Raw genomic sequence first — 22,183 nt, forward strand, 5'->3', positions numbered from 1 at the left:
GGTATTACCTGAGGTTATACTGTTGGCGTACGTAGCGCAGGAAACGCTCGGCGGCGCGCGTGAGCGGCTGGCCCTGTACCCACAACGCCTCAAACTGCCGGGGCAGACGCAAACCTGCCACCGGCACCTCTTCCAGCAGCCCCGCCGCCAGCTCCCGCGTCAGGGCCCGCCGCGACACGAAGCCCAAGGCTTCGGGCGCGGCTTCGAGGTAGGTTTTGATGGCCTCGGTGTTGTCGAAATAGAAGGCCACGCGCAAAGCAGCCAGCTTGATTTTCTGCTCCCGCAGCGCAAATTCCAGCACTTCGAGCGTGCCGGAGCCCCGCTCGCGCAGCACCAGCGGGTGGGCCAGCGCCTCTGCCAGCGGCATGGGCACGGCGGGCGGGCCAGCGGGCGTGGCGTGGCGCACCGCCACCAGCTCATCGGCCAGTAGGGGCTCGTAGTGCAGGTCGCGGCTTTTGGTGCGGCCTTCCACGAAGCCGAGGTCGAGCTGGCCGCTGAGGATGGCCTCGGCAATCTGTTCGGAATTGCCGTTGAGCAGCGTCAATTCCATTTGCGGGTAGCGCTGCTGGAAGCCGGGCAGCAGGGCGGGCAGCTCGTATTGGGCCAACGTGGTGCTGGCGCCTAGGCGCAGGCGGCCGGCCGCTTCGCCGTGCAGGTCCTGCAGCTGGGTGGTGAGTTGCTCGTGCAGCAGCTCCACGGCATCGGCGTGCAGCAGCAGCAGCTGGCCGGCCTCGGTGAGGCTGATGCGGCTGCCGCGCCGCTCAAACAGGCGCTGCCCGTAGCTCCGCTCCAGCTCCCGGATGTGCTTGGTGATGGCCGGCTGGCTGATGTACAGCTCCTGGGCGGCTTTGGTGAAGCTCAGGTGCCGGGCCACGGCCTGGAAAACACGAAGGCGAAAATCGGGCATAACTGTAGCAGAGGCTGTAGCTTGCGGCGCCGCCCGCTTGCACGGGGCCTGTCGGTTTATCGGCGGCTCACGGCGCAAGCTAAAGCTTACGCTACATTCTCCTCCTATGAAATTCCCCTTCCTGACCACGCTGGCGCTGCTGCCGCTGGCCGCTGCGGCCCAACAAACCACCTACACGCCCGAGCTGCTCATGAAGCTGGGCCGCCTGGGCGAAATGCAGGTGTCGCCGGACCAAAAGACGGTGGCCTACACCGTCACCCGCTACAACCTCAGCGAAAACAAAGGCAACACCGACATCTGGACGGTGCCCGTGGCCGGCGGCCCGGCCCGGCAGCTCACGACCACGCCCGGCTCGGAAAACACCCTCAACTGGCGGCCCGACGGCAAGCTGACCTTTATTTCGGGGGAAAGCGGCTCCGACCAGCTCTACATGATGAACGCCGACGGCAGCGGCAAGCAGTTGCTGAGCGAGTTCAAGGACGAGGGCCTGGCCAACCTGAAATACGCGCCCAGCGGCAAGTTCATTTTGTACACCCAGGACGTGAAAACCGGCAAATCGGTGCAGGACTGGTATCCCGACCTGCCCAAGGCCGACGCCAAAATCATCGACGACCTCAACTACCGCCACTGGAACGTGTGGGACGACTACAAAGCCTCGCACGTGTTTTTCCAGCCCATCGGGGATGATGGCAAGCCCACCGGCTACGGCAAGGACGTCATGGCCGGCGAGAAGTTTGATGCGCCGCTGCAGCCGCTGGGTGGCTCCGAGCAGCTGGCTTTTTCGCCCGACGGCTACCGGCTGGCCTACACCTCGCGCAAGCTCACGGGCAAGGCCGAGGCCGAAAGCACTAACTCCGACATCTACCTCTACGACGTGCGCTCAAGCCAGACCCGGAACCTGAGCGAGGGCCTGGGCGGCTACGACACCGAGCCGGTTTTCTCGCCCGACGGCAGCAAAGTAGCCTGGCTGAGCATGGCCACGCCCGGCTTCGAGTCGGACCGCAACGGCATCGTGGTGTATGACTTCAAAACCCAAAAGCGCGAGGACGTAACCAAGGGTTCGGAGCAGACGGCCGCCAACGTGCGCTGGAGCCCCGATGGCAAGACGCTGTACTTCGTGAGCCCGCTGGCGGGCACCGAGCAGCTGTTTGCGGTGCCCGCTAAGGGCGGCAAGGTGCAGCAGCTCACCCGCGGCGCCTTCAACTACAACGGCTTTGAGCTGGCCGGGCCCGGTGTGGCCGTCGTCAACAAAACCACCCAGGCCACGCCTGCCGACTTGGTGCGCGTGGACCTGAAAACCGGCCGCGAAACGCCTCTGACGCAAATCAACCAGCAGGAGCTGGCCGGCGTTAAAACGGGCCGCACCGAGGCCCGCATGGTGCCCACCACCGATGGCAAGCAGATGCAGGTGTACGTCATCTACCCGCCTGATTTCGACCCGGCCAAGAAGTACCCCACGCTACTTTACTGCCAGGGTGGCCCGCAGAGCCCCATTACGCAGAGCTTCTCCTACCGCTGGAATTTCCAGCTGCTGGCCGCCAACGGCTACATCGTGGTGGCCCCCAACCGGCGCGGCCTGCCTGGCTTCGGCACCGAGTGGAACAACAGCATCAGCGGCGACTGGGGCGGCCAGCCGATTCGGGACTATCTGTCGGCTATTGACGCCGTGAGCCAGGAGCCCTACGTGGACAAGGACCGGCGCGGCTGTGTGGGCGCCAGCTACGGCGGCTATTCGGTGTATTTCCTGGCCGGCAAGCATGAGGGCCGATTCAAGACGTTCATTGCCCACGCCGGCCTCTACAACCTAGCCAGCTGGTACCCGAGCACCGAGGAAATGTTCTTCGCCAAGCAAGACATCGGGGCGGCGCCCTGGGACGCTACGCTGCACAAAAGCTACACCGACTTCAACCCCCAGCTGTTCGCCAAAAATTGGGATACGCCCATCCTGGTGATTCACGGCGGCAAGGACTTCCGGGTGCCAGAGGGCCAAGGTATGGAAGCCTTCGGCACGGCCCAGCTACGCGGCATCCCGAGCCGGTTTCTGTATTTCCCCAACGAGGGCCACTGGATCAGCAAGCCCCAGAACGCGGTGCTCTGGAACCGGGTGTTCTTTGAGTGGCTGGGCCGCACGCTCAAGCCGGACGTGGCGAAGTAGCCAGTCCGTATTACCCTACAGCCCCGCTCAACCATTGTTGGGCGGGGCTTTTTCGTGTAGCTTTCCTCTTTCACGCTACATTCTGCCATGAACCACTTCCGCCATACTACGCTGCGCCTGCTGCTGGCCGGCCTCGCCCTCGCGGCCCCGCTGGCCAGCCACGCCCAGAAAAAACCCGCCAAAGCCATTAAAACCGCCAAAGCCGGCAGCGGCCTTGATGCCATTAAGGAAGCTGATATCAAGCGCGACCTGTTTGCGCTGGCCGACGACAAGTACCGCGGCCGGGAAGGCGGCACCCTCGACGAGCTGCGCGCCTCCGCCTGGCTGGCCGAGCAGATCCGCACCACCGGCATGGAGCCCGCCGGCGACGACGGCACCTACTTTCAGTGGTTCAATCTGCAGCGCACGCGCCTCACCAAAGCCAGCACGCTCCGCATCGGCACGCGGCAGCTCAAGCCCAACCACGACGCCATGGTGGTGGCGCCCACTAATGCCAGCGTGAACGCGCCGCTGGTGTTCGTGGGGTTGGGTACGCCGGCCGAGCTGGCCAAAGTGGACCTGAAAGGCAAGGCCGTGGCGCTCCAGGTTTCGGGCACGCCCACCGACGGCATCAGCTACCGGCGCTACCTGTTCGGGAAGCTGCGCGACCAGGCCGCCGAGCTGTTCAAGGCCGGCGCCGTGGCCGTGGTGTTTGTCTCGGATGACAAGGCGCAAGCCATTTATGAGCACTGGAGCCACATTTACGAGCGGGGCCGCTACGGCCTGCCCGGCGACGCCAACACGGCCGTGGTGAACCAGCCGCCGGTAGTGTGGCTGCCCGCCGATGCTCTGAGTTGGGCCAAGCAGGCCGGCCAGCAGTTCAGCGCCGAGCTGAAGGTGGAGAGCTTCGCGTATCCTTCGGTGAACATCGTGGCCCGAATGCCCGGCACCGACCCGCAGCTCAAAAACGAGTACGTGCTCTTCAGCACTCATCAGGACCACGACGGCGCCCGCGCCCCCGTGGCCGGCGACTCCATCTACAACGGCGCCGACGACAACGCCACCGGCTGCGCCGCGCTGCTGGCCATCATGCGGGCCTATAAGCAGCAGCCCGCCCGCCGCTCGGCGCTGTTTGTGTTTCACGGGGCCGAGGAACGCGGCCTGCTGGGCTCGCGCTATTTCTCCGACAAACCTACCGTGCCGAAAGAGTCCATCGTAGCGGTGCTGAACGCCGAAATGATGGGCCGCAACGCCGCCGACTCTGCGGCCCTGCTGGGCTCCATCCCACCCCATCTGAATTCGTCGGACCTAGTGAAAACGGCGCTGGAAGCCAATCAAGAAGGCCCGAAGTTCAAGCTGGACACCGAATGGGACAAGGCCACGCACCCCGAAGGCTGGTACTTCCGCTCCGACCACCTGCCCTACGCCCGCCTGGGAATCCCGGCCATCATGTACACCTCCCTGCTCCACGCCGACTACCACACGCCCAAAGACGAAGCCAGCCGCATCGACTACGGCAAGCTGCTGCGCATGACGCAGTGGATGTACCACACCGGCTGGGCCGTATCCAACCGCACCGCGCCCCCGGCCCGTGAGCCGGGCTTCAAGCTGGAGCGGTAGCACCCACAGCCTTGCCGGCAGTAGCGCGAACTTTGTAGTTCGCGTCCCCACGCCATCACAACGATACTGTCCTATAATGCCACGAACGGCGCGGGGGCGCGAACTACAAAGTTCGCGCTACTGCCGCCGTTCCAAACCATACTGTCCCACAGTACCTTGAACGGCGCAGTGGCGAGAACTTTATAGTTCTCGCCACTGCGCCGTTCACTATTTAGATATTTTCCAATCAGCTATTTAAATATATTCTAAACAGCCTTACCTTTGCGGCAGAATTCGGCCAACTTCTGGCTGATAACCCTGCTGCATATGCGTCGTTCTTCCCTGCTCCTTTCTTCTCTGCTGCTCGCTGGTGGCGCTATTGCCACTCCGGTGGCCGCCGTAGCCAGTCCGCTTCACCTCCGCCACGACGAGCCCGGCAAGGGCGCCACGCTCACCGGCACCGTGCTCGACCCGACCGGCAAAGCCGTGGAAGGCGTGCTGGTAGCCGTTGGGGAGCGCACGGCCGTGACGGACGCGCGCGGCGGGTTTCGCCTCTATGGGCTGCCCGTGGGCGAAGCCACTGTGACGGTGAGCGGCCTAAGCATCCGGCCCATCAGCCAGACCGTAACGCTGCAGAGCGGGCAGCCGCTGGCGCTCAAGCTCACGATTGAAGAGGCCGTGCAGCAGCTGGCCGGCGTGACGGTGGCGGCCAAGAGCCTGCGCTTTGCGCCCGAAGTGGATGGCAACACCATCACGGCGGGCAAGAAAAACGAGGTGATTGAGCTGGACAAGCTCGACGCCAACCTGGTGGTGAACAGCGCCCGCCAGGTATTTGCTAAGGTGCCCGGCGTGACCGTGTGGGAAAGCGACGGCTCGGGCCAGCAGATCAACGTGGCTACCCGTGGCCTCTCGCCCAACCGCAGCTGGGAGTTCAACACCCGCCAGAACGGCATGGACATCAGCTCCGACCCCATGGGCTACCCGGAGGCCTACTACAACCCGCCGCTGGAAGCCGTGGAGCGCATCCAGATTGTGCGCGGCGGCGGCTCTTTGCAGTACGGCCCGCAGTTTGGCGGCCTGCTGAACTACGAGCTGAAGCGCGGCCCCAAAGACAAAAAGATTCAGTTTGAAACCAGCAACAGCGTGGGCAACAACGGCCTGCTGGGCACCTACAACTCGCTGGGCGGCACCGTGGGCAAGGTGAGCTACTTCGGCTACTACCAGCAGCGCGTGGGCGGCGGCTGGCGCGACAACTCGGAGTTCAACATCCGCAACTTCCACGGCAACGTGCAGTTTCAGGCCACCGACAAGCTGCGGCTGGGCGCCGAAATCAGCCACCTCGACTACGAGATTCAGCAGCCCGGCGGCCTGACCGACGAACAGTTCTACAACGGCGACGTGCGCAAAAGCAGCCGCGGCCGCAACTGGTTCAGCACGCCCTGGACCATCCCAGCCTTCACGGCCGACTACCAGTTTTCGGAGCGCACGCGTCTGAGCCTGAAAACCTTCGGGCTGCTGGGCGAGCGAAACTCCATCGGGCTGCCCAGCGGTGTGAGCGTGGCCCTGCCCGACGGCCCCAACCCCACCACCGGCCAGCTCGCCAACCGCCAGCTCGACCGGGACCGGTACCGCAACTTGGGCTCGGAGCTGCGCCTGCTCACCGACTACGACCTGCTGGGCCAGCAGCACACGCTGGCCGCCGGCCTGCGCGTAGCGGCCGCCAACCTGGGCCGCCGCCAGCAAGGCAAAGGCGACACCGGCTCCGACTTCAACCTCGACCTGCAGGCCGCCCGCTACGGCCGCGACCTGAGCTTCCGGACCCGCAACTACGCTGCCTTCGTGGAGAACATCTTCCGGGTGGGCTCGCGCCTGACCTTCACGCCGGGCGTGCGCCTGGAGGTGATTGACAACCAGGGCCGCGGCTACCTCAGCCTGAACGCCGACGGCTCCGAGAACCAGATCCGCCAGGACTCGCGCCGCAAGGTGCTGCTCTACGGCGCCGGCGCCGAGCTGCGCGCCACCGACCAGACCAACTTCTACGCCAACTATTCGCGCGCTTTCCGCCCCGTCACGTTCGGCGACCTGACGCCGCCGGCCACTTCCGACGTTATCGACCCGAACTTGCAGGACGCCCGTGGCTTCAATGCCGAGCTGGGCTACCGCGGCAGCTGGAAAAACATCCTCACCTTCGACGTGGACGGCTTCTGGCTGCGCTACGACGACCGGATTGGCACCATCCGCCGCTTTGTGCCGGGCAGCACCACCGCCACCCAGCAGTTCCGCACCAACATCGGCACCAGCGTGCACAAGGGCGTGGAAGCCTACGTGGAGCTGGATCTGGTGCACGCCCTCACCCAGAACTTCGACCTGCCGCACTTTGATGTGTTTGCATCTTCGTCCTTCGTGGATGCCCGCTACACCCAGCTGCGCACCGCCACGCTCAGCGGCAGCAACCTGCAGGAAGGCGACCTGAAAAACAACCGCGTGGAGTACGCGCCCAAGTACACGCACCGCTTCGGGGCCACGTTTGCCCACAAAGGCTTCTCCACGACGGCGCAGCTGACGCGCGTATCGGAGGTGTTCACGGATGCCACCAACACGGTGGAGCCCAACGCCGCCGCCACCACCGGCCGCGTGCCCGGCTACTCCGTCACCGACGTGTCGGCCACCTACCGCTTCGCCAAGCGCTTCACGGTGCGCGGCGGCCTCAACAACGTGTTCGACAAAAACTACTTCACGCGCCGCTCCGGCGGCTACCCCGGCCCCGGCCTGCTGCCCGCCGACGGCCGCACTTGGTTTGCCTCATTCGGCGTGAAGCTGTAACCGACATTTTTTCCATCTGCAAAAAACACCCGTCTGGCTTGTGCCGGACGGGTGTTTTTTTTGCGTTACAGCGCTTCTCAGGGAATTGAGTTAGCGAGGTAGAGACGCACTATTTTGCGTCTCGCCGTTGCCAGAGGTGCGCTAGCCGACGTGCGTTGCCGGACGTGCGCCAGTGGAGCAACATCAGCAACGACGAGACACAAAATATTGTGCCTCTACTGCTGCACCCGCCCGGTGGGCCGACGCCTTATGCCAGCACCTCTTCGGTCAGCTTGCTGATGTCGCCGCTGACTTTCTGGATGAACTCCAGCTGTTCGGCGAGCTGCGCGTCGGGGGCGGAGGCATCGGGGCGGCGCGTGGTGGGGTCGACGGGGGCGGCATCGGGGGTGGCGGCGGGTTCGGCGGGGTCGAGGCGGCGCAGGCTGCGGTGAAGGGCCTGCCGGGCCTGGCGCAAGGGCCGCAGCAGCACGCCGGGCTGCTCCGGGCGGGTGCTGCCGGCCAGCAGCCCCGACGTAATGGAGGCCACATTCGACGACAGAATATGGTTGAGCACCACAAACTCGTGCACTTCGGTGGGGCGGTGCTGCTTGCCACGCGGCTCCGACATCATGCGCTGAAACGCCGCCGCCAGGTTGGCCGAACTGACGTACACGTCTTTGCGGGCCAGCTTGTAGTCGAGCACGGCCACAGGCGAGCCCAGCAGGCTTTCCTGCAGCGTCTGGAGGTAGCGCAGGTTGGCGCGCAGCACGGCCCGCATGTAGTCCTGCAGCTGGTCACTTTCCCAACGCGGAAACAGCAGGTAGCTGGCCGCAAACGCCAGCAGGCAGCCCATTATGGTGTCGAGCACGCGCTCCTCCACCACCTGCAGGTAGCCCAAGCCCATGAAGTTGAACAGGATCAGTACGAAGGGCGTCATGAACGTGACGGCCACGATGTAGTTGCTGCGCGTGAAGCTGAACGAAATCAGCATAAACACGCCCAGCAGCGCCACCAGCACCATCCGGTCGTCAATCAGCCACAGCACCAGCCCGCCAATCACGCCGCCCAGCAGCGTGCCCAGCACGCGGTTGATGTTGCGCTTTTTGGTGAGGCTGAAGGCCGGCTTGAGCATGTAGGTGATGGTCATGATGATCCAGTAGCTGTGGTGGCCGGGCAGCAGCACCTTGGCCACCACGAAGCCCGCCAAGCAAGCCAGCATCATGCGCACGGCGTGCCGGAACACCCCGGAGCTGAGCGTGAGATGGTCGCGGAGCTGGGAAAGGCCGAACTGCTGGTGCCCCACGAATTTGCCAAACTCCAGCTCCCGCCCGGTAACGGTGGGCGCGGCCGGCGCCTTGGCATCGAAGTAGGCCAGGATGTCCTGCAGGCGCTGGGTGAGGTTGCGCAGGTTCACCAGAATCTTTTTGAGCACCAAAGTGTGGCCGGGCTGGGCGGGGTTTTCGAGGGCATCGATGCGGGCCTTGAGCTGCTCCAGGCCGGCCGTGAGGTTCACGCGGGCCGTGTGGCCGTGGTTGGCTTCAATAGCCAGCCCGATACTTTCCAGCTCAGTGGCCATCTGCTCTACCAGCCCGGCAATGGCGTCGAGCACGCCGGTGGCCTCGAAGCGGGCGTGCAGGGCCGCGTAGTCGAAATACGACACCGTGATGTGCTCGTAGAGGTCCACGGCATCCACGAAGGTGAGCACCAGCCGGCGTCCCGTACCGGTGGATTCCTTCACCATCTGGCGGGTTTTGAACAGCAGCTCACGCACAGCATCCTGCTTTTCGCTCACGGTCACCTGCTGGGCCATCAGGCGGCGGAAGTCGTCGTCGAGGCGGGTGCCGGTGCGGTAGAACTCGGCCTTGAGGCGCAGGAAGCCGGCAATGGCCTGCACACACTCACCCAGCGCCTGCTGGGCCGGGCGGTAGGGCCGGATCTGGTACCACAGCAAACTCACCAGCAGATACCACACGCCGCCGGCCGTCACCTGCAGGACATATTCCAGCAGTTGCGGCAGCGTCAGGCTGCGGTCCATCATCAGAATGACGAGCAGCAGTCCGGCCGAACCGACGGACGCGGCCCGGTTGCCATAGGCCAGAAACAGCGTGAACACAAAGCTCAGCACTCCGATTTCCAGCCCCTGCAGCCAGATGTAGGGTTGCAGCAGGCCCGTAAGCAAGGCCAGGCCCGGCAGCAGCAGAATGCCCGCTAGCATGCCATTGCGGCGGTGCACCACCGGCCCCGGCGAGTCGGTGATGCTGATGCAGAGCGCGCCCAGCGCCACTTCCACCCCCACGCCCAGCTGCCCCAGCCAGCCCAGCAGCGCGCCCGGCAGCAGCACGGCCAGCGTGATGCGCAGCGCATCGGAAAAATCCTGACCGAAGAAGAAGTAGCGGACTTTGCGGGCGTGGGCGTTCATGAGGAGGCGGAATCTGAGAGTATCGAGTATTTAGTAGTGAGTATGTAGCAGTTGAAAACGCTGCAGCACATTCGTTTGCTCAAACTACCACCAGCTGCTTACCAGCTACTCTATACTTCATACTTAATACTTCATACTGGACACTTAATACAGAATATCGTCGATGGGGGCCAGCTTGGGCGGCAGGTGGGTTTCGCCCAGCATTTCGCGCAGGTCGATTTCGATGGTCCGGCAAATGGCCGTCATCGGCACGTCGTTCATCTCGTTTTCAAACGGATTCTCGCTGCTGTGGCCCACCATCTCGATGATGTAGAACACCCACGACACCAGCACCGAAAACGGCACCGTCAGCCAGATATGGTCGGGGCCCATCTTCACAAACTCGCCGATAAGGCCCAGCGGCAGCAGCGCCGCAAAAATCCACACGAATACGAAGCTGTAGAAAGCATACTGGCGCGGAAACGGCGTATTCTTGATTCGCTCGCAGCCGCCCTGCAGGTTGTTGAACTGCTCGATGCTGGTCATCATGTTCACGTGCTGGAAGTCGTTGAGCAGGCCGCGTTCCTCGCGCAATATCCGCAGGTCGGCGGCTTGCTGGCGCAGCAGGTGCGCCGAGGGGTTCTGCTTGCGCTGCATGGCCCGGGCCTCGGTGGGGTCCAGAAACGGCGCCACCTGGCTTTCCCAAAGGTCGGGCTGGCGGCGCAGCTGCAGGCGCAGGGCGTTGGCCCAGGCAATCTGGCGGTACACGAGGCGGCGGTGGCGCAAGCTCAGCTCGGCGCGCGAGGCAGCCGGTGCGTCCACGCCCGGCGCATCCACCACCGACGTCACGTATTCCAGCACCTGAATCGACCAAGTGCGGCTGTAGTTTACGATGCCGCCCCACAGCTGCCGCCCCTCCCAGAAACGGTCGTAGGAGCCGTTGTTTTTGAAGCCGATGTAGAACGACACCGCAATGCCCAGCGTAGCCACCGGCTGCCACGGAATCGACAGCGAATGGAAGCCCACCGGCCCGTAGATCAGGCAGATCAGCAGCGAATACAGCGTGAACACCAGCAGCCCCTTCCAGGAAAACTTCCAGATGACGCGCCAGCGCAGATTATTACGAACGTACATGAAAGAGTAACTGAGTAGTTGAGTAACTGAGTAGAGAGTAGCGGGGAATTGAGTGACTGAGTGGAGCAGGCATTCTGCCTTCCGAAGACTTTACTCATTTACTCAACTACCCGGCTACTCTACTTCAATGCCCATGAGCTGCATGAGCTGGCTGGCGTTGAAGGCCTGGCAGGCGCCGGGCGTGAGGTGGTAGTCGAAGTGGATTTCGCCCTCGCTGAACGTGCTATTGAAGCTGAAGTTGCGCACCTGCCCGGGCCACTCGCTTTCCAGCGCGGCCAGCTCCAGGTCGTGGGTGCTGATAAGGCCGGCGGCGCGGCGCTGGTGCAGCTGCCGCAGCAGCGCCCGCGCCCCGCGGTGCCGGTCCAGCGAGTTGGTGCCCTTCAGAATCTCGTCGAGGAGGTAGAAAACGGGGAGGCTCTCGGGTTCAGGGCTTAGGACCTGGGGCTTTGGGCTTAGGTTTTGTTCCTGATTCGGAACGGAGAAGCTGGCGCCGGCGGGCTCCCGCGTCATTTTTAATTCTTCATTCTTAATTCTTAATTCAGAAGAAGACATATCCAGCAGCAACTTGAGGCGCTTGAGCTCGGCGTAGAACGAGGACGTGCTTTCGGCGAGGTTGTCCTGGGTGCGCATGGCCGAGAACAGCTGCGCCGGGCTCAGGCGCAGGTGGCGGGCGCACACCACGCCGCCGGCCAGTGCCAGCACCATATTCAGGCCCACGGTGCGCAGAAACGTACTTTTGCCGGCCATGTTGGAGCCCGTAATGACGGCCGTCTGCCCGTAGCCGATGGTTTGGTAGTCGTTGGTGATGCGCTGGGCCGCGAAGATGAGCGGGTGGCCCAGGGCTTCGGCGGCCACTGCCAGCGGGCCGGCGCTCAGCTCGGGCGTGATGTAGGTGGGGTTGGCAAACTGCCAGCCGGCCAGACTCACCAGGGCTTCCAGCTCGGCCTGCACTTCCAGCACGGTGGTCAGCTCCGGGCCCAGGTGCTGTTTCCAGCGTTCCAGCTGCCACATGGCGTGCAAATCCCAGAGCAGGAAGTTGTTCAGCAGCAGCGCCCCCAGCGGATGCTCGCGGCCCCGGAACAGGCCCGCCACGGTGGTGAGCTGGCCCAGGCGGCGCGTGGCGGCGGTGCCGTGGCTGGCGGCGCGCAACGTGGCGCGCAGCTCGCGCAGGCGTGGGGCCTGCCAGTCGGGGGCAGCTTCGTCTTCAAACAACGCCAGCTGGGCCTGGGTGGCGCGCAGGGCGTCGTGCATGGCCAGGGCCTGAGCGGCGTATTCGTTGCGGGCATCGGCGAGGCGGCCGTTGAGCAAACTCACGATTACCTGCACGCCAATCAGCCAGAAGTAGCCCTGTCCCAGCCCCCAGGCGGCGGCGCTGGCCAGCACCAACAGCGGCAGCAGCACCAGTAGCGGCTTCAGCCAGGCTTTGTCCTGGAAAAAATCGGGGCGGGCCAGCCAAGCGCTGAACTCGCGCGGGTCGGCCTCGTGCTGGCGCGGAAAGTGGCGGGCGCGGGCCTGCCACTCCTGGGTCCAGGCCAGGTCGGGGGCCAGGGCGGCGGCGGCCTGCTGGCGGGCGCGCACCTCGTCGGCCAGAGCCGGGCGCAGCAGCCAGCCGGCCAGCCAGTCGTGGCCGAGGCGGGTGGAAGCACGGTTGAGCAGCTGAAACAGCGAGTGGGCCCCGAATACGTCGAGGTCGGCGGCGTAGGGGTGCTGGGCGTCGAGGTAGCGCAGGCCGGCATCGAAGCCGCCGAGCTTGCCGGCGAGGCGGTCCAGCTCCTGCTGATTCAGCTGGGCCAGCAGCCGGTGATGCTCGCGCTGGTAGCCCACGGCCGCGTGCCAGCGCACCATACCCCAGAAGGCCAGCAGCACGCCCACCACAAACGCCAGCCCCGGCAGCACAAACCCGCTACTGAACAGCCACCACGCCCCGGCCGCGCCGCCCCCGAACAGCAGCACCCGCAGCCAGCCGCCCAGCTGATGCCGCCGGGCGTAGTGCTGCTCCTGCGCGGTATGCGTGGTCAGGTTTTCCGCAAAGACCTCAGCGGGCAGAACGGTAATCGGGCGAAAATCGGCGGAAACGGGCACTGGTTGGGGTGAATCGTGATGAGTTGATAAAGCAATGAGGTGGATCGTAATGAGGTAAAACGCATTACCTCACAGGCCGGGAGCCAAAGGTAGAGAGTTATGAAGGCCCTTACCGTTTCCGTCACCTCCTCACAGTCTACGACTTTATCAGCTTCCCCATCGCCATTCACTTCATCACCTCATCACCATTCACCTCATCACCGCAATACACTTCAGCTCGATGGCAATGGGTGTGGGCAGGCAGTTGATTTCCACCGTGGTGCGGCAGGGCTGGTTGGTGGCGAAATACTCGGCGTAGAGGCGGTTATAGGTGTGGAAGTCGTCCTGCATGTTGGTCAGGAACACGGTCACGTCCACGAGGTCTTCCCAGCGGGCGCCGGCTTCTTCCAGGATGTAGCGCACGTTCTGGAATACGGCGTGGCACTGGCTCTCGAAGTCATACTGCAGGATATTGCCATCCTCGTCGAGCTCCACGCCGGGCACATGCTTCTGCCCCCGCTGGCGCGGCCCCACGCCTGATAGAAACAGCAGGTTGCCGGCGCGCCGGGCGTGCGGATAAAGCCCCACCGGCTCGGGGGCGCGGCTGGAATTGTGCGCCGTTGAGGACGAAGACGACGGGGTGGCCGGAGTGCCGGCCGATGCGGAAGGAGTGTCAGGTGCCATACGGTAAAAATAGCCGATTTTCGGGCTTGCTGCGTACAGGCTGAACCCGGGTGGCCCCTGGTGCGGTTGTTGAGAAACGCCCCGCCGTTCCGGGGCCGCTGTTTCCCTGGTTTTTTCCTCCGCCGCTATGCATTCCACTCTCCGCCGCCTGGCGCTGGCTGCTGCCCTGGCCCTGCCGGCCGCCGGGCAGGCTCAGCAGAAGCTCAAGTACCCGAAGGCCCCACCCGCCGACCAGATCTACGACGCTGTAGCTCAGCCCGCCGTGCCCATCGGCGGCCTGGAAGCCTATGCCCGGTACCTGGCCGACAAGCAGCAGTACCCCACCGCCGCCCTGCAGCGTGGGGCGGCCGGCACGGTTACGGTGACGTTTGTAGTGGAGAAAAGCGGCGGCATCTCCAGCGCCGAAGTCGCCGCGCCCCTCGACCCGGAGCTGGATGCCGAGGCCCTGCGCCTCATCAAGGCCGGCCCACGCTGGACCCCGGCCGTACACAAAGGCGGCAAGGTGCGCCAGCGCGTGAGCGTGCCCATCTCGTTCCAGATTCCGGCCGGCGCCGACGATGCCCCGGCTACGGATGCCAGCGCCGCCCCTGGCGCGGCGGGCGGCGGCACTACCGTCGTCAAGGCCGACCAGCCGGCGCGGCCTGTAGGCGGCACGGAGGCCTTTTTCGAGTGGATTCAGTTAAACCAGAAGTACCCGGCGCTGGCCCGGCAGCGCAAGATTGAGGGCCGCGTGATGGTGGAGTTTATCATTCAGAAGGATGGCTCGCTCACCGATGCCAAAGTCCTCAAGCCGTTCGGCTCGGGCCTCGACCAGGAGGCACTGCGCCTCATCAAGGCCGCGCCCAAATGGACCGCCGCCACCTACAAAGGCGAGCCGGTGCGGCAGAAAATGGTGCTCCCGGTGCTGTTTCAGCTGTAGGTTTGTGTAGCGCGAAAGTCCGTTTCGCGCTATGGCACCCAACTCCATTTTGCGCCAGAGGGCGCTTTTTAAAATACCGGCCGGGGTTGTGCGTCTACCAAAGCGCGCCCGGCGTTGTTGTCGTGTGGCGGCCCAGGCTAGCGGGCCGCTTCTCATTCCGTACTCGCATGCTTTCCCCGCTCCCGCTGCTTTCCGCGCCTCCCGTAGCGCCCACTTACGAAGCCCCCGTATCCGATGCGTTTCGGGTGTGGCCGCACCAGGCCCGGTTCCGGCAGGTGGCGCAGGTGCTGGCCGATGGGCTATTCAGCGCCCTCGATGAAGACCTGGCACCCTACGTGCTGCTGCTGGCCCTGCCCACGCAGCCCGACGCGGCCGCGCCCACGGCCTGCCTGGAGCCGGCCGTCTGCGGCCTTGATGCGCGGCAGTTTGCGGACGTCGTGACGGAGGGCCGAATCCTGCAAAGCCAGACCGCCCCGCCCTTTGCCGGCCGCGACGACGTGAGCCCCGAAATGGTGCGGCGCCGCCACGAGGGCCTGGGCATCCGCAACGCCGTGCAGGCCGTTTTCACCAAGCTCGACGAGCATGCCCAGCACCAGCACGTGGCCGGCTGGCCCATTGAGATTCACGGCTTCTTCGTGATGACGGTATTGCGGGTGCAGCGCAAGCCGTTGCGGGGCTATCCTTCGCTACGCGCCAACCGCTACTACACCGATGGCCGGCCGCTGATGCCTTCCTTGCTGACCTCGGCCATGCAGCGCTTCCACGAGGAATGCGTGAAGCTGCTGAGCGAGCCGGAGCCCGGCTCGGGCCTGCTGGTGCGCCCCCGCGAAACCGAAGAGCTGCTGCGCGCCGCCGGCAAAAGCCTGCTCGACACGCCCGCCCAGGCCCTCGGCGCCGAGCCGGGCGCGGCGCGGCTGTTTCACACGCTCAATACCATTTCCAGCCTCCGCTACGAAGGGGCTGAAGGCGTGGGCAAGGTGATTCTGGCGCGACGGCACCACCCGAATCTGGAGGAGGTGTTTGCCCTCACCTGCCCCACCCCGCTCACCGACTACCGCGCCGTGCGCAAGCTCCTGGAAATGACCACGCCCGACGTGAGTCTGCTCGCCGACAGCGAAAACGTGTACGCGCTGGGCCGCCTGGTGGGCACCTACGACCCGGCCCGTGAAGACGTGTTCGTCATCAACTTCATCAACCACTACGCCTGGGAGTTTCAGCACGATGGCAAGGTGCTGATGCGCACGATTTACAGCCAGCCGAGTTTGCCGCGCTTCCGCGTGAACCGGAGCCGCTTCCGCAAAGACCTCAAGCGCACCTTCCAGCTCACCGACCCGGCCAAGATTGAGCGCCTCTGGGATGTGGTGCTGGAAGCCAGCCGCCAAAAGCACGGCACGCTGCTGGTAATCACCACCGAGGCGCTGGCCGAAGCCGACCGCCTCAAGCTGCAGTGCACCCTCATTGAGCCTGTGCCGCTCACGCCGCTCATCACCCGCCTCGTCACCAGCATCGACGGCGCCGTGCTCCTCGACCCCGACAGCTACTGCTACTCCATCGGCGTGATTCTCGACGGCAAGGCCTCGGGCCGCGGCACCAGCACCCGCGGCGCCCGCTACAACTCGGCTATCCGCTACGTGGAAACCTCGCCGTATCCGTGCCTGGCCATCGTGGTTAGCGAAGACGGCATGGTGAACGTCATCACGAAGGAGCGGCTCGGCGAGGAGGATTGAGTCAACGCTAAGCTTAGGCTAGCCGGCAGCTTTGGCTAGTTTCTGCAACTGCTTAAGTTCCGTCGGCTTCACCTGGCTCAGCTCTTGGCCGCGGTTGCACAAGCTGGTAGCGTAATAGGGCGTGATGTCCTCCGGCGGGCCGCCATATATCGACTCTTTCTGGCTCACTTGAAACGCGTACACCAACTGCTCGGAACCTACCTTGAATTCTTTGCCGCACGAAGAGCTGGAAGTTTCGGTGCTGACCAGCACGGTTGGTCCCGTGGCTTTCCCTTTTAGCTGCTGCGAAACGGCAAACGTGTAGCGCAGCTTTTCGTGGCGGATGTATTGAAACTGTCGCTCCACAGGCCCGGTGTCAGAAACCCGCACCGTATCGGTTGTCACGACGGTTTCTACGCTCATCACCCGCCCCACAAATATCAACGCGTCCTGCCGATAGGCCGCTTTCACTTTCTGCTTCTCGGAGCCGCCCGCATTGATGCAGGAGCAGGCTTGTGCCGTGGATATGCGGAAGGCAAGGAGCAACACGGCTAGCAGAATCGTTTTCATGAGGTAACCGTGATTAAGTTATTAGCGAAGTGGAGGACACTCAGTGAACAGGAATTCCACACAACGCGGCTTCTTGCCGCTGGCCCGGCGCTGGGTCGTCGAGCGCACCTTCGCCTAGCTGGCCTTCTTACGCGGTGTGGTCGTTGATTACGCATTTACCCCGCCAGCCATGTTGCTTGGCTATTACTGGCCAACATTACCCTGTCGCTCAACCGGGTGTAATTTCCCAAACACGCTCCAAGGCTTACGCAAAGCGACTTTTAGTTGCCGCGCACAAAAAATCATAAAAGAAAGTGGTTACAACCGGCGGCCCAGAGTAAGACTATGGGTGCTTAAGGTAGTTACGCCTCCTATTCCATTTTGAATGGTCGATTTTACACCTATTGCCCAGCGTTGCTCTTGACCCAAATCTGTTTCCAGACTGAGTGAGCCTAAATAACCGGCATGTGTTCCTTGCTGCGAGCTAAGTCCATAATCAGTGACTTTACCGCTCACTGCACTCATATAAGAAAAGCTGTTTTTCTTGTAGTAGCCTGCAAAGCCGCCGGCACCAAGTGCAAACCGCACTTTATTGCTGGTTCCAAACGGGTAGAATAGCACTTCTTGTTCTACGTAGGCCGCTTTATAGTTCTGGTTGGGAATCTGTTTCTCAAAAGAACCCGACGGCTTGCCCAACACACCCACCAGACGCCCAGATAGCCCCAGCCACCGATTCAGCATGGGCGCATATTCAACGGAAAGCCGGGCACAACGATAGTATTTGTTGATATCGTAGCTGGTCCCGAGGCCAACCCGGAGGTACGCCATTTGGAATGGGCGCGCAACCGCAATATTGGGAGCAGTTTGCGCAGAAGCGTCTGGTGTCTGCTGCGCCTGCGCTTCGGTCATTTGGCTGAATGCGAGCAGCGTACCAGCGATAGTAGAGAAGAAAATACTTTTCATGGGCAATAAGTAATAGTGTTTTTTATCAGAGCCCCTTATCGAGGAATTAGTTGCATGCAATACAATGGTTGTGAGTTCAGGTCTGGGTGACGAATGGCTATTCCGTCTGCCGGGCGTACCAAGTCATGAAATCAGCTCGTGTTTTTGGAGCAGCTTCTGAACTGAAAACCATCAAATCGTAACTCATACCACAGAATATTGCGCAGGAGCTTGGGTACGCTCGTTTCGCTTGGTGGCTCGGGTTTTAAGGGGGCTTAACCCAGCAAAACACTTAAAGCCTTTGCCGGGCTTTGTATTCAATTTCCGAAACGACTTCAAACCACGCTACCGGCTCAGTTCGGCCAGCAGCCAGTCGCGCGTGGTTTGGCCGGCAAGCTGGCCCACTACTCCCAGAAAGCCAGCCGTGGTGGACACTTTGCGGGCGGCCGTGGCGGCCAGTACGGTGTTGAATGATTCGGCTCCCAGCCGGTCGTGCAGGGCCGCGAGGATTACCGTGCCTTTGTTGTACACCACCCGGCGGAAAACGGCCGGCTCGTGCTGGTAGCGGTCGAAGCCCAGGACCGGCGGCGCACCGACTGCTGAGGCGGCCAGCTTCGCCAGCTCCTGCCGGTAGCCTTCGGCATCCCCGCTTGCTTGCAGGTACAGCAGGCTGGAATAGGTGGCGAAGGCCTCGTTCAGCCACGCGCTGTCGTCGTGGTACGAGCCGTAGGCCCACCACTTGTGGCTTATCTCGTGGGCCAGAATCAGCAGATCCTCCCGCTTGGCCACGTCGAAATCAGTGTAGGTGATGACGGCGGCATTGTCGAGCAGGCCGTAGGCTTCGTGGTTGGTGCCGGGCAGGAAAACCGTGAACTGCGCAACCGCATCCTGGCGGCCGATACTGCGGTTGTAAAACGCCACGATGTCCTGGGTTTTGTGCAGCAGCACAGAATCCGGCCGCCCCGGCGCAGCGGCGGCTTTCACCACCGTAATGCGCGGCGCGCTACCAGCCGCCAGCTGCTCGAACTGCCGCGCCACAATAGCCGTCAGCTCGGTGGCGCTGGTGCTGCCGCGGAAAGTGTAGCTGCCGGCCCGCTGCCGGCGCGGCGCGGTGGTGCTCAGCACCTGATAGCCGGTCGGCACCCGCACGGCCAGCTCGTAGTCTACCACTGCATACTCGGCGTAGGGCCGGAACGGCAGCCAGTTGGTGTGGCCACTCAGCACGTTTACGTCGCCGGCGAAATTGCCCTTGGCCAGGGTGCCCGCGTACGTCAGCTCCACCTGGCGGCGGGCCTGCCCCTTGGCAAAACGCACCGTCACCTGCTGCAGCGTATCCCCGAAAAACGGGTAGAACAGCCGCGTGGTGCGCGGGGGCGCGGCACCAGTGCTGCGCACCTGCTGTAGCTGAAACTGGCGGTTGAGGTTCAGTTGCAGCACGGAGCTGGTGTCGGCGGCAGGCAGGCGGAACGTGTAGTGGCAGGTGAAGCGGTGCGTAGCCGGCTCCAAGTCCAGCTGCACCCGCACCAGCGGCCGGGCATAGCATGACGCCAGCGTTCCGAAAAGCAATAAGACAATAACAGAAAGCCTCATAAATACCATTATAGAATAAGAATCCGGCGGCCCTACTTCGCCCGAAACGACCACGTAATCCGGAAGGTAGCCACCACGTCGCCGGCTTCATCTACACCGGTGCTGGTGCAGACTACGGTGCGGCCCTCGCCGCTGGCGCGGCTGTCGGCAATGGTTTGGGCGATGCGCTGGCCGTCTTCGGAGGTGAAGGCAATCAGGCCGACGGCCTTTTTGGTGAATTCGGCTTCCAGTCCCACCACCAGCATCGAGACGCGGCCCTGGCCCTGGATGTGCATCATGGCCAGCATGCCGCTGGCCATTTCGGCGGCCATGCTCAGGCAGGCGAAGTAGATGCTGCGAAACGGATTCTGGGTGAGGTACTTGAACGGCACCGTGATGACGGCCCGCTCCGGCGTGATTTCGCGCAGCCGCAGCCCCGCCAGATACGCCATCGGCAGACTGCGCAGCATGAACAGGCGTAGCTTCAACGGGCTGGAAATCGTGCGGCGGAAAGCGGCGGCAGCGGGCGTGTCGGGGAGGGTGTGCATGGTAGTAGCAGGCTGAGGGCGAAGCACTACAAAGAACAGAAAATATTCGGCATGCCGAACAGTGCGACCCGGATGGTGCATCTGAGGAGCAGGTCCTAATCAACGCATCAACAGCTCGTCATGCAGAGGCGCAGCCGAAGCATCTCGCGTGCTGACGTTGAGTTACCACTCCTGCATTAGCACGCGAGATGCTTCGGCTGCGCATCTGCATGACGGTCTGCCAGCCTGAAATCAGCCTTTCTTTTCCAGCACCAACACCACTTTGTTGAAGTTGGCGGCGGCGTTTACTACGTCGCGGAAGGCTTCGAAGTCCTTCTTGGGCCAGCGGATCTGGCGGTAGGCTTCCGTGATGGTGACCGTGACGGTCTGGCCCTGCACGGCGTACTTCGAGGTGAAATAGTAGAGCGGATCTTTGGCGTCGGGGCCGGCCTGCACGTTGGCGTTTAGGTCCGAGAGGTTGCGGATCTGGTAGCCTGCTGGCAGCTCCAGCGTGATGGTGCGGTTGTAGCGGCGGTTGAAGTCGTTTTCCACGTCGTACTGCCGGGCTTCGGTCTGATACAGCTCCGACTGCGGCCCCAGCAGCTCCCCGACTTTGAACAGATAGCGCTGGCCCGCCTTATTCAGCAGCGCCGACGATTCCACGCTGGCATCTACCAGAAACGGCTTGCTGAGCGGGCTCAGGCCGGCTTCGCCGTTGGTGGCTTTCAGGCTCTGGAAGGTGGCGTCGGGCACGCTGCCTTTCACCAGTTCCTGCAGCACCTCGGTGCGCTTTTCTTCCGGAATCAAGGAGAAAAACGGCTGAATCACCTGGGCGTGGTAGCCGCCCAGCACCTGATGCACGTTCACGAGGGCCTTGTCGAGCTCGGGCGTGAACTTCACGCTGATGTCGAGGTCGTTGGGGCTTTGCTCGGCGGTCAGGGTCGGGATGTCGCGCACGGTGCCCACGGCCGACTCGGTGGAGCCCAGCTTCACGGTGCGGATGAACAGGCCCTTGTTGGCGGTCCAGCCGGGGGGCAGCATGCCGTAGCGGAAATCGGGCCGCGACGGGGCCAGCAGCTGCTTGGTTTCGGGGAAGTAGAAGGCGTAGTTGTCGAGGTAGTTCCAGGTGTCGAAGGTGTCGTCGAACACAGCGTCGGAGCGGTCGGAGGTCAGCACCAGCTCGTGCTCGATGCCCTGGCGGCGCAGCAACGCGGCAAACAGACGCGTCAGGCCTAGGTCGGAGGCGTTTTTGGTGGCCGCAATGCGCTGGATGTTGCTTTCGCCGTCCTCGGCCAGGTTGAAGCTGGTTTTGAGGTAGTTTTCCAGCGCCTTCACGCGGGCTTCCGTGTCGCCGCCGCCGGGCAGCTTGGCGTCTTTCAGCACCTTGTCGGCGGCCTTGGTTTCGTCTTTGCTGAGCGAGTACACGGTGCCGTGCAGGTACTGGCTGGCGTCGGCCCAGGTGAAGAGGCGGGTGCGGCCGCGCTGGGCGGTATAGGCCAGCTTGTACTCCAGGCGCATGCGCTCGGCGTTGCCGGAGGCAAAGGCTTCCTCGCGGGCGGCAGCCACGTCGGGCAGGCGCAGGCGGATGATGCGCTTGCCGGCCACCACGGTATCGGGGCGGGCGGCGGGGCCGTGGTACACGCGCGCTTCGAAGGTGAGGGCCTCCGGCGAAATCAGCTCAAACGACACGTCGTGGGCCGGCAGGCCGCTTTGCAGGTACTCGCGTCCGAAGAACTTGGCCGGCCGCTCGCGCAGAAACACATACTCGATTTCCGAGCCTTTCTCCACCCCTTCCACCGCAAAAATCTTGAAGCCGCGGCCGCCGTCCTGGTCCTTGAGCTCCTTCATGTTGCTTTCGCTCACCTCCACCACCTCGCCGCGCGGACTGATGGTGCGGGCCTTCAGGTACACCAGCCGGCCGCCGTCCTGCGGGATGTAGATTTTGTTGAACTGCTCGATGCCATCGGAGGTGTTCACGCGCAGAATCCGGTGCTCGGTGGAATATATCTGCAGCTCCTTGTCGCCGGCGCTGAACTCGTGGGCCGTGAAGTCGCGCAGAATCAGGGCCGGCAGCTTGGCTTCGGCCTCCGTCACGGGCAGGCGCTTGGTGCGCTTGGCGTCCCAGGTGTAGGTGGCGTACTGCAGGGTTTTGGGCGCCTGCTGGGCGTGGAGCGGCGCGGCGGCCGTGAGCAGCAGCAGCGAAGCAGCAGTGGCTCGGGCAACGGAAAGAAGAGTCATAGAAAGATAAAACA

Annotated in this window: 15 protein-coding genes; 5 read left to right on the forward strand and 10 right to left on the reverse strand. The window is 63.4% G+C overall.

Features of this window, described 5'->3' with window-relative positions:
• Positions 1–4: 4 nt before the first annotated feature.
• Entirely contained in the window at positions 5–907 is a 903-nt protein-coding gene (locus O3303_RS11725; protein ID WP_269558601.1) for a LysR substrate-binding domain-containing protein, read from the reverse strand.
• Positions 908–1,013: 106 nt separating this feature from the next.
• Here O3303_RS11725 and O3303_RS11730 point away from each other — a divergent pair, with 106 nt between their 5' ends.
• The 3 genes from O3303_RS11730 (at position 1,014) to O3303_RS11740 (ending at position 7,463) form a co-directional block, all read left to right on the forward strand.
• Positions 1,014–3,062: a S9 family peptidase gene (locus tag O3303_RS11730; RefSeq protein WP_269558602.1), complete on the forward strand. Its 2,049-nt coding sequence runs from the start codon at positions 1,014–1,016 to the stop codon at positions 3,060–3,062.
• 87 nt (positions 3,063–3,149) lie between these two features.
• On the forward strand, positions 3,150–4,661 hold the full coding sequence (locus O3303_RS11735; protein WP_269558603.1) for a M28 family peptidase: 1,512 nt from the start codon (positions 3,150–3,152) through the stop codon (positions 4,659–4,661).
• A gap of 306 nt (positions 4,662–4,967) precedes the next feature.
• The gene (locus O3303_RS11740; RefSeq protein WP_269558604.1) at positions 4,968–7,463 is read left to right on the forward strand and encodes a TonB-dependent receptor; all 2,496 of its coding nucleotides are present in this window, start codon (positions 4,968–4,970) and stop codon (positions 7,461–7,463) included.
• Positions 7,464–7,710: 247 nt separating this feature from the next.
• Here O3303_RS11740 and O3303_RS11745 read toward each other — a convergent pair whose 3' ends face one another.
• The 4 genes from O3303_RS11745 to O3303_RS11760 all read right to left on the reverse strand — a co-directional run bounded on the left by O3303_RS11745 (position 7,711) and on the right by O3303_RS11760 (position 13,719).
• Positions 7,711–9,861 (reverse strand): FUSC family membrane protein, encoded by a 2,151-nt coding sequence (locus tag O3303_RS11745; protein ID WP_269558605.1) that lies wholly within the window; start codon positions 9,859–9,861, stop codon positions 7,711–7,713.
• Positions 9,862–10,005: 144 nt separating this feature from the next.
• Positions 10,006–10,974, reverse strand: coding sequence for a bestrophin family protein (locus tag O3303_RS11750; protein WP_269558606.1), 969 nt, complete (start codon positions 10,972–10,974; stop codon positions 10,006–10,008).
• 114 nt (positions 10,975–11,088) lie between these two features.
• On the reverse strand, positions 11,089–13,056 hold the full coding sequence (locus O3303_RS11755) for a MutS-related protein (RefSeq protein ID WP_269558607.1): 1,968 nt from the start codon (positions 13,054–13,056) through the stop codon (positions 11,089–11,091).
• A 189-nt stretch (positions 13,057–13,245) separates the two neighbouring features.
• Positions 13,246–13,719 (reverse strand): RidA family protein, encoded by a 474-nt coding sequence (locus O3303_RS11760; RefSeq protein WP_269558608.1) that lies wholly within the window; start codon positions 13,717–13,719, stop codon positions 13,246–13,248.
• Between the two features lie 127 nt (positions 13,720–13,846).
• On the opposite strand from O3303_RS11760, the gene O3303_RS11765 reads away from it, so the two are divergent.
• On the forward strand, positions 13,847–14,638 hold the full coding sequence (locus O3303_RS11765) for an energy transducer TonB (protein ID WP_269558609.1): 792 nt from the start codon (positions 13,847–13,849) through the stop codon (positions 14,636–14,638).
• Positions 14,639–14,805: 167 nt separating this feature from the next.
• Entirely contained in the window at positions 14,806–16,365 is a 1,560-nt protein-coding gene (locus O3303_RS11770; RefSeq protein WP_269558610.1) for a DNA integrity scanning protein DisA nucleotide-binding domain protein, read from the forward strand.
• 18 nt (positions 16,366–16,383) lie between these two features.
• Here the strand turns inward: O3303_RS11770 and O3303_RS11775 are convergent, their stop codons facing one another.
• From O3303_RS11775 to O3303_RS11795, 5 genes are all read right to left on the reverse strand, one after another.
• A complete protein-coding gene (locus O3303_RS11775) occupies positions 16,384–16,914 on the reverse strand; it encodes a hypothetical protein (RefSeq protein ID WP_269558611.1) in 531 nt (176 codons plus the stop codon).
• Between the two features lie 297 nt (positions 16,915–17,211).
• Positions 17,212–17,856, reverse strand: a complete 645-nt coding sequence (locus O3303_RS11780; protein ID WP_269558612.1) for a hypothetical protein — start codon at positions 17,854–17,856, stop codon at positions 17,212–17,214.
• Between the two features lie 324 nt (positions 17,857–18,180).
• Positions 18,181–19,401 carry a M1 family aminopeptidase gene (locus O3303_RS11785; protein WP_269558614.1) on the reverse strand — a complete coding sequence of 407 codons (1,221 nt, stop codon included), beginning with the start codon at positions 19,399–19,401 and terminating at the stop codon, positions 18,181–18,183.
• A 56-nt stretch (positions 19,402–19,457) separates the two neighbouring features.
• On the reverse strand, positions 19,458–19,952 hold the full coding sequence (locus O3303_RS11790) for a DUF4442 domain-containing protein (RefSeq protein ID WP_269558615.1): 495 nt from the start codon (positions 19,950–19,952) through the stop codon (positions 19,458–19,460).
• A 231-nt stretch (positions 19,953–20,183) separates the two neighbouring features.
• Complete coding sequence (locus O3303_RS11795; RefSeq protein ID WP_269558616.1) at positions 20,184–22,169, reverse strand: DUF3857 domain-containing protein; 1,986 nt, start codon at positions 22,167–22,169, stop codon at positions 20,184–20,186.
• Positions 22,170–22,183: the final 14 nt, after the last annotated feature.

The sequence above is a fragment of the Hymenobacter canadensis genome, from assembly GCF_027359925.1.
Lineage (GTDB): Bacteria > Bacteroidota > Bacteroidia > Cytophagales > Hymenobacteraceae > Hymenobacter > Hymenobacter canadensis.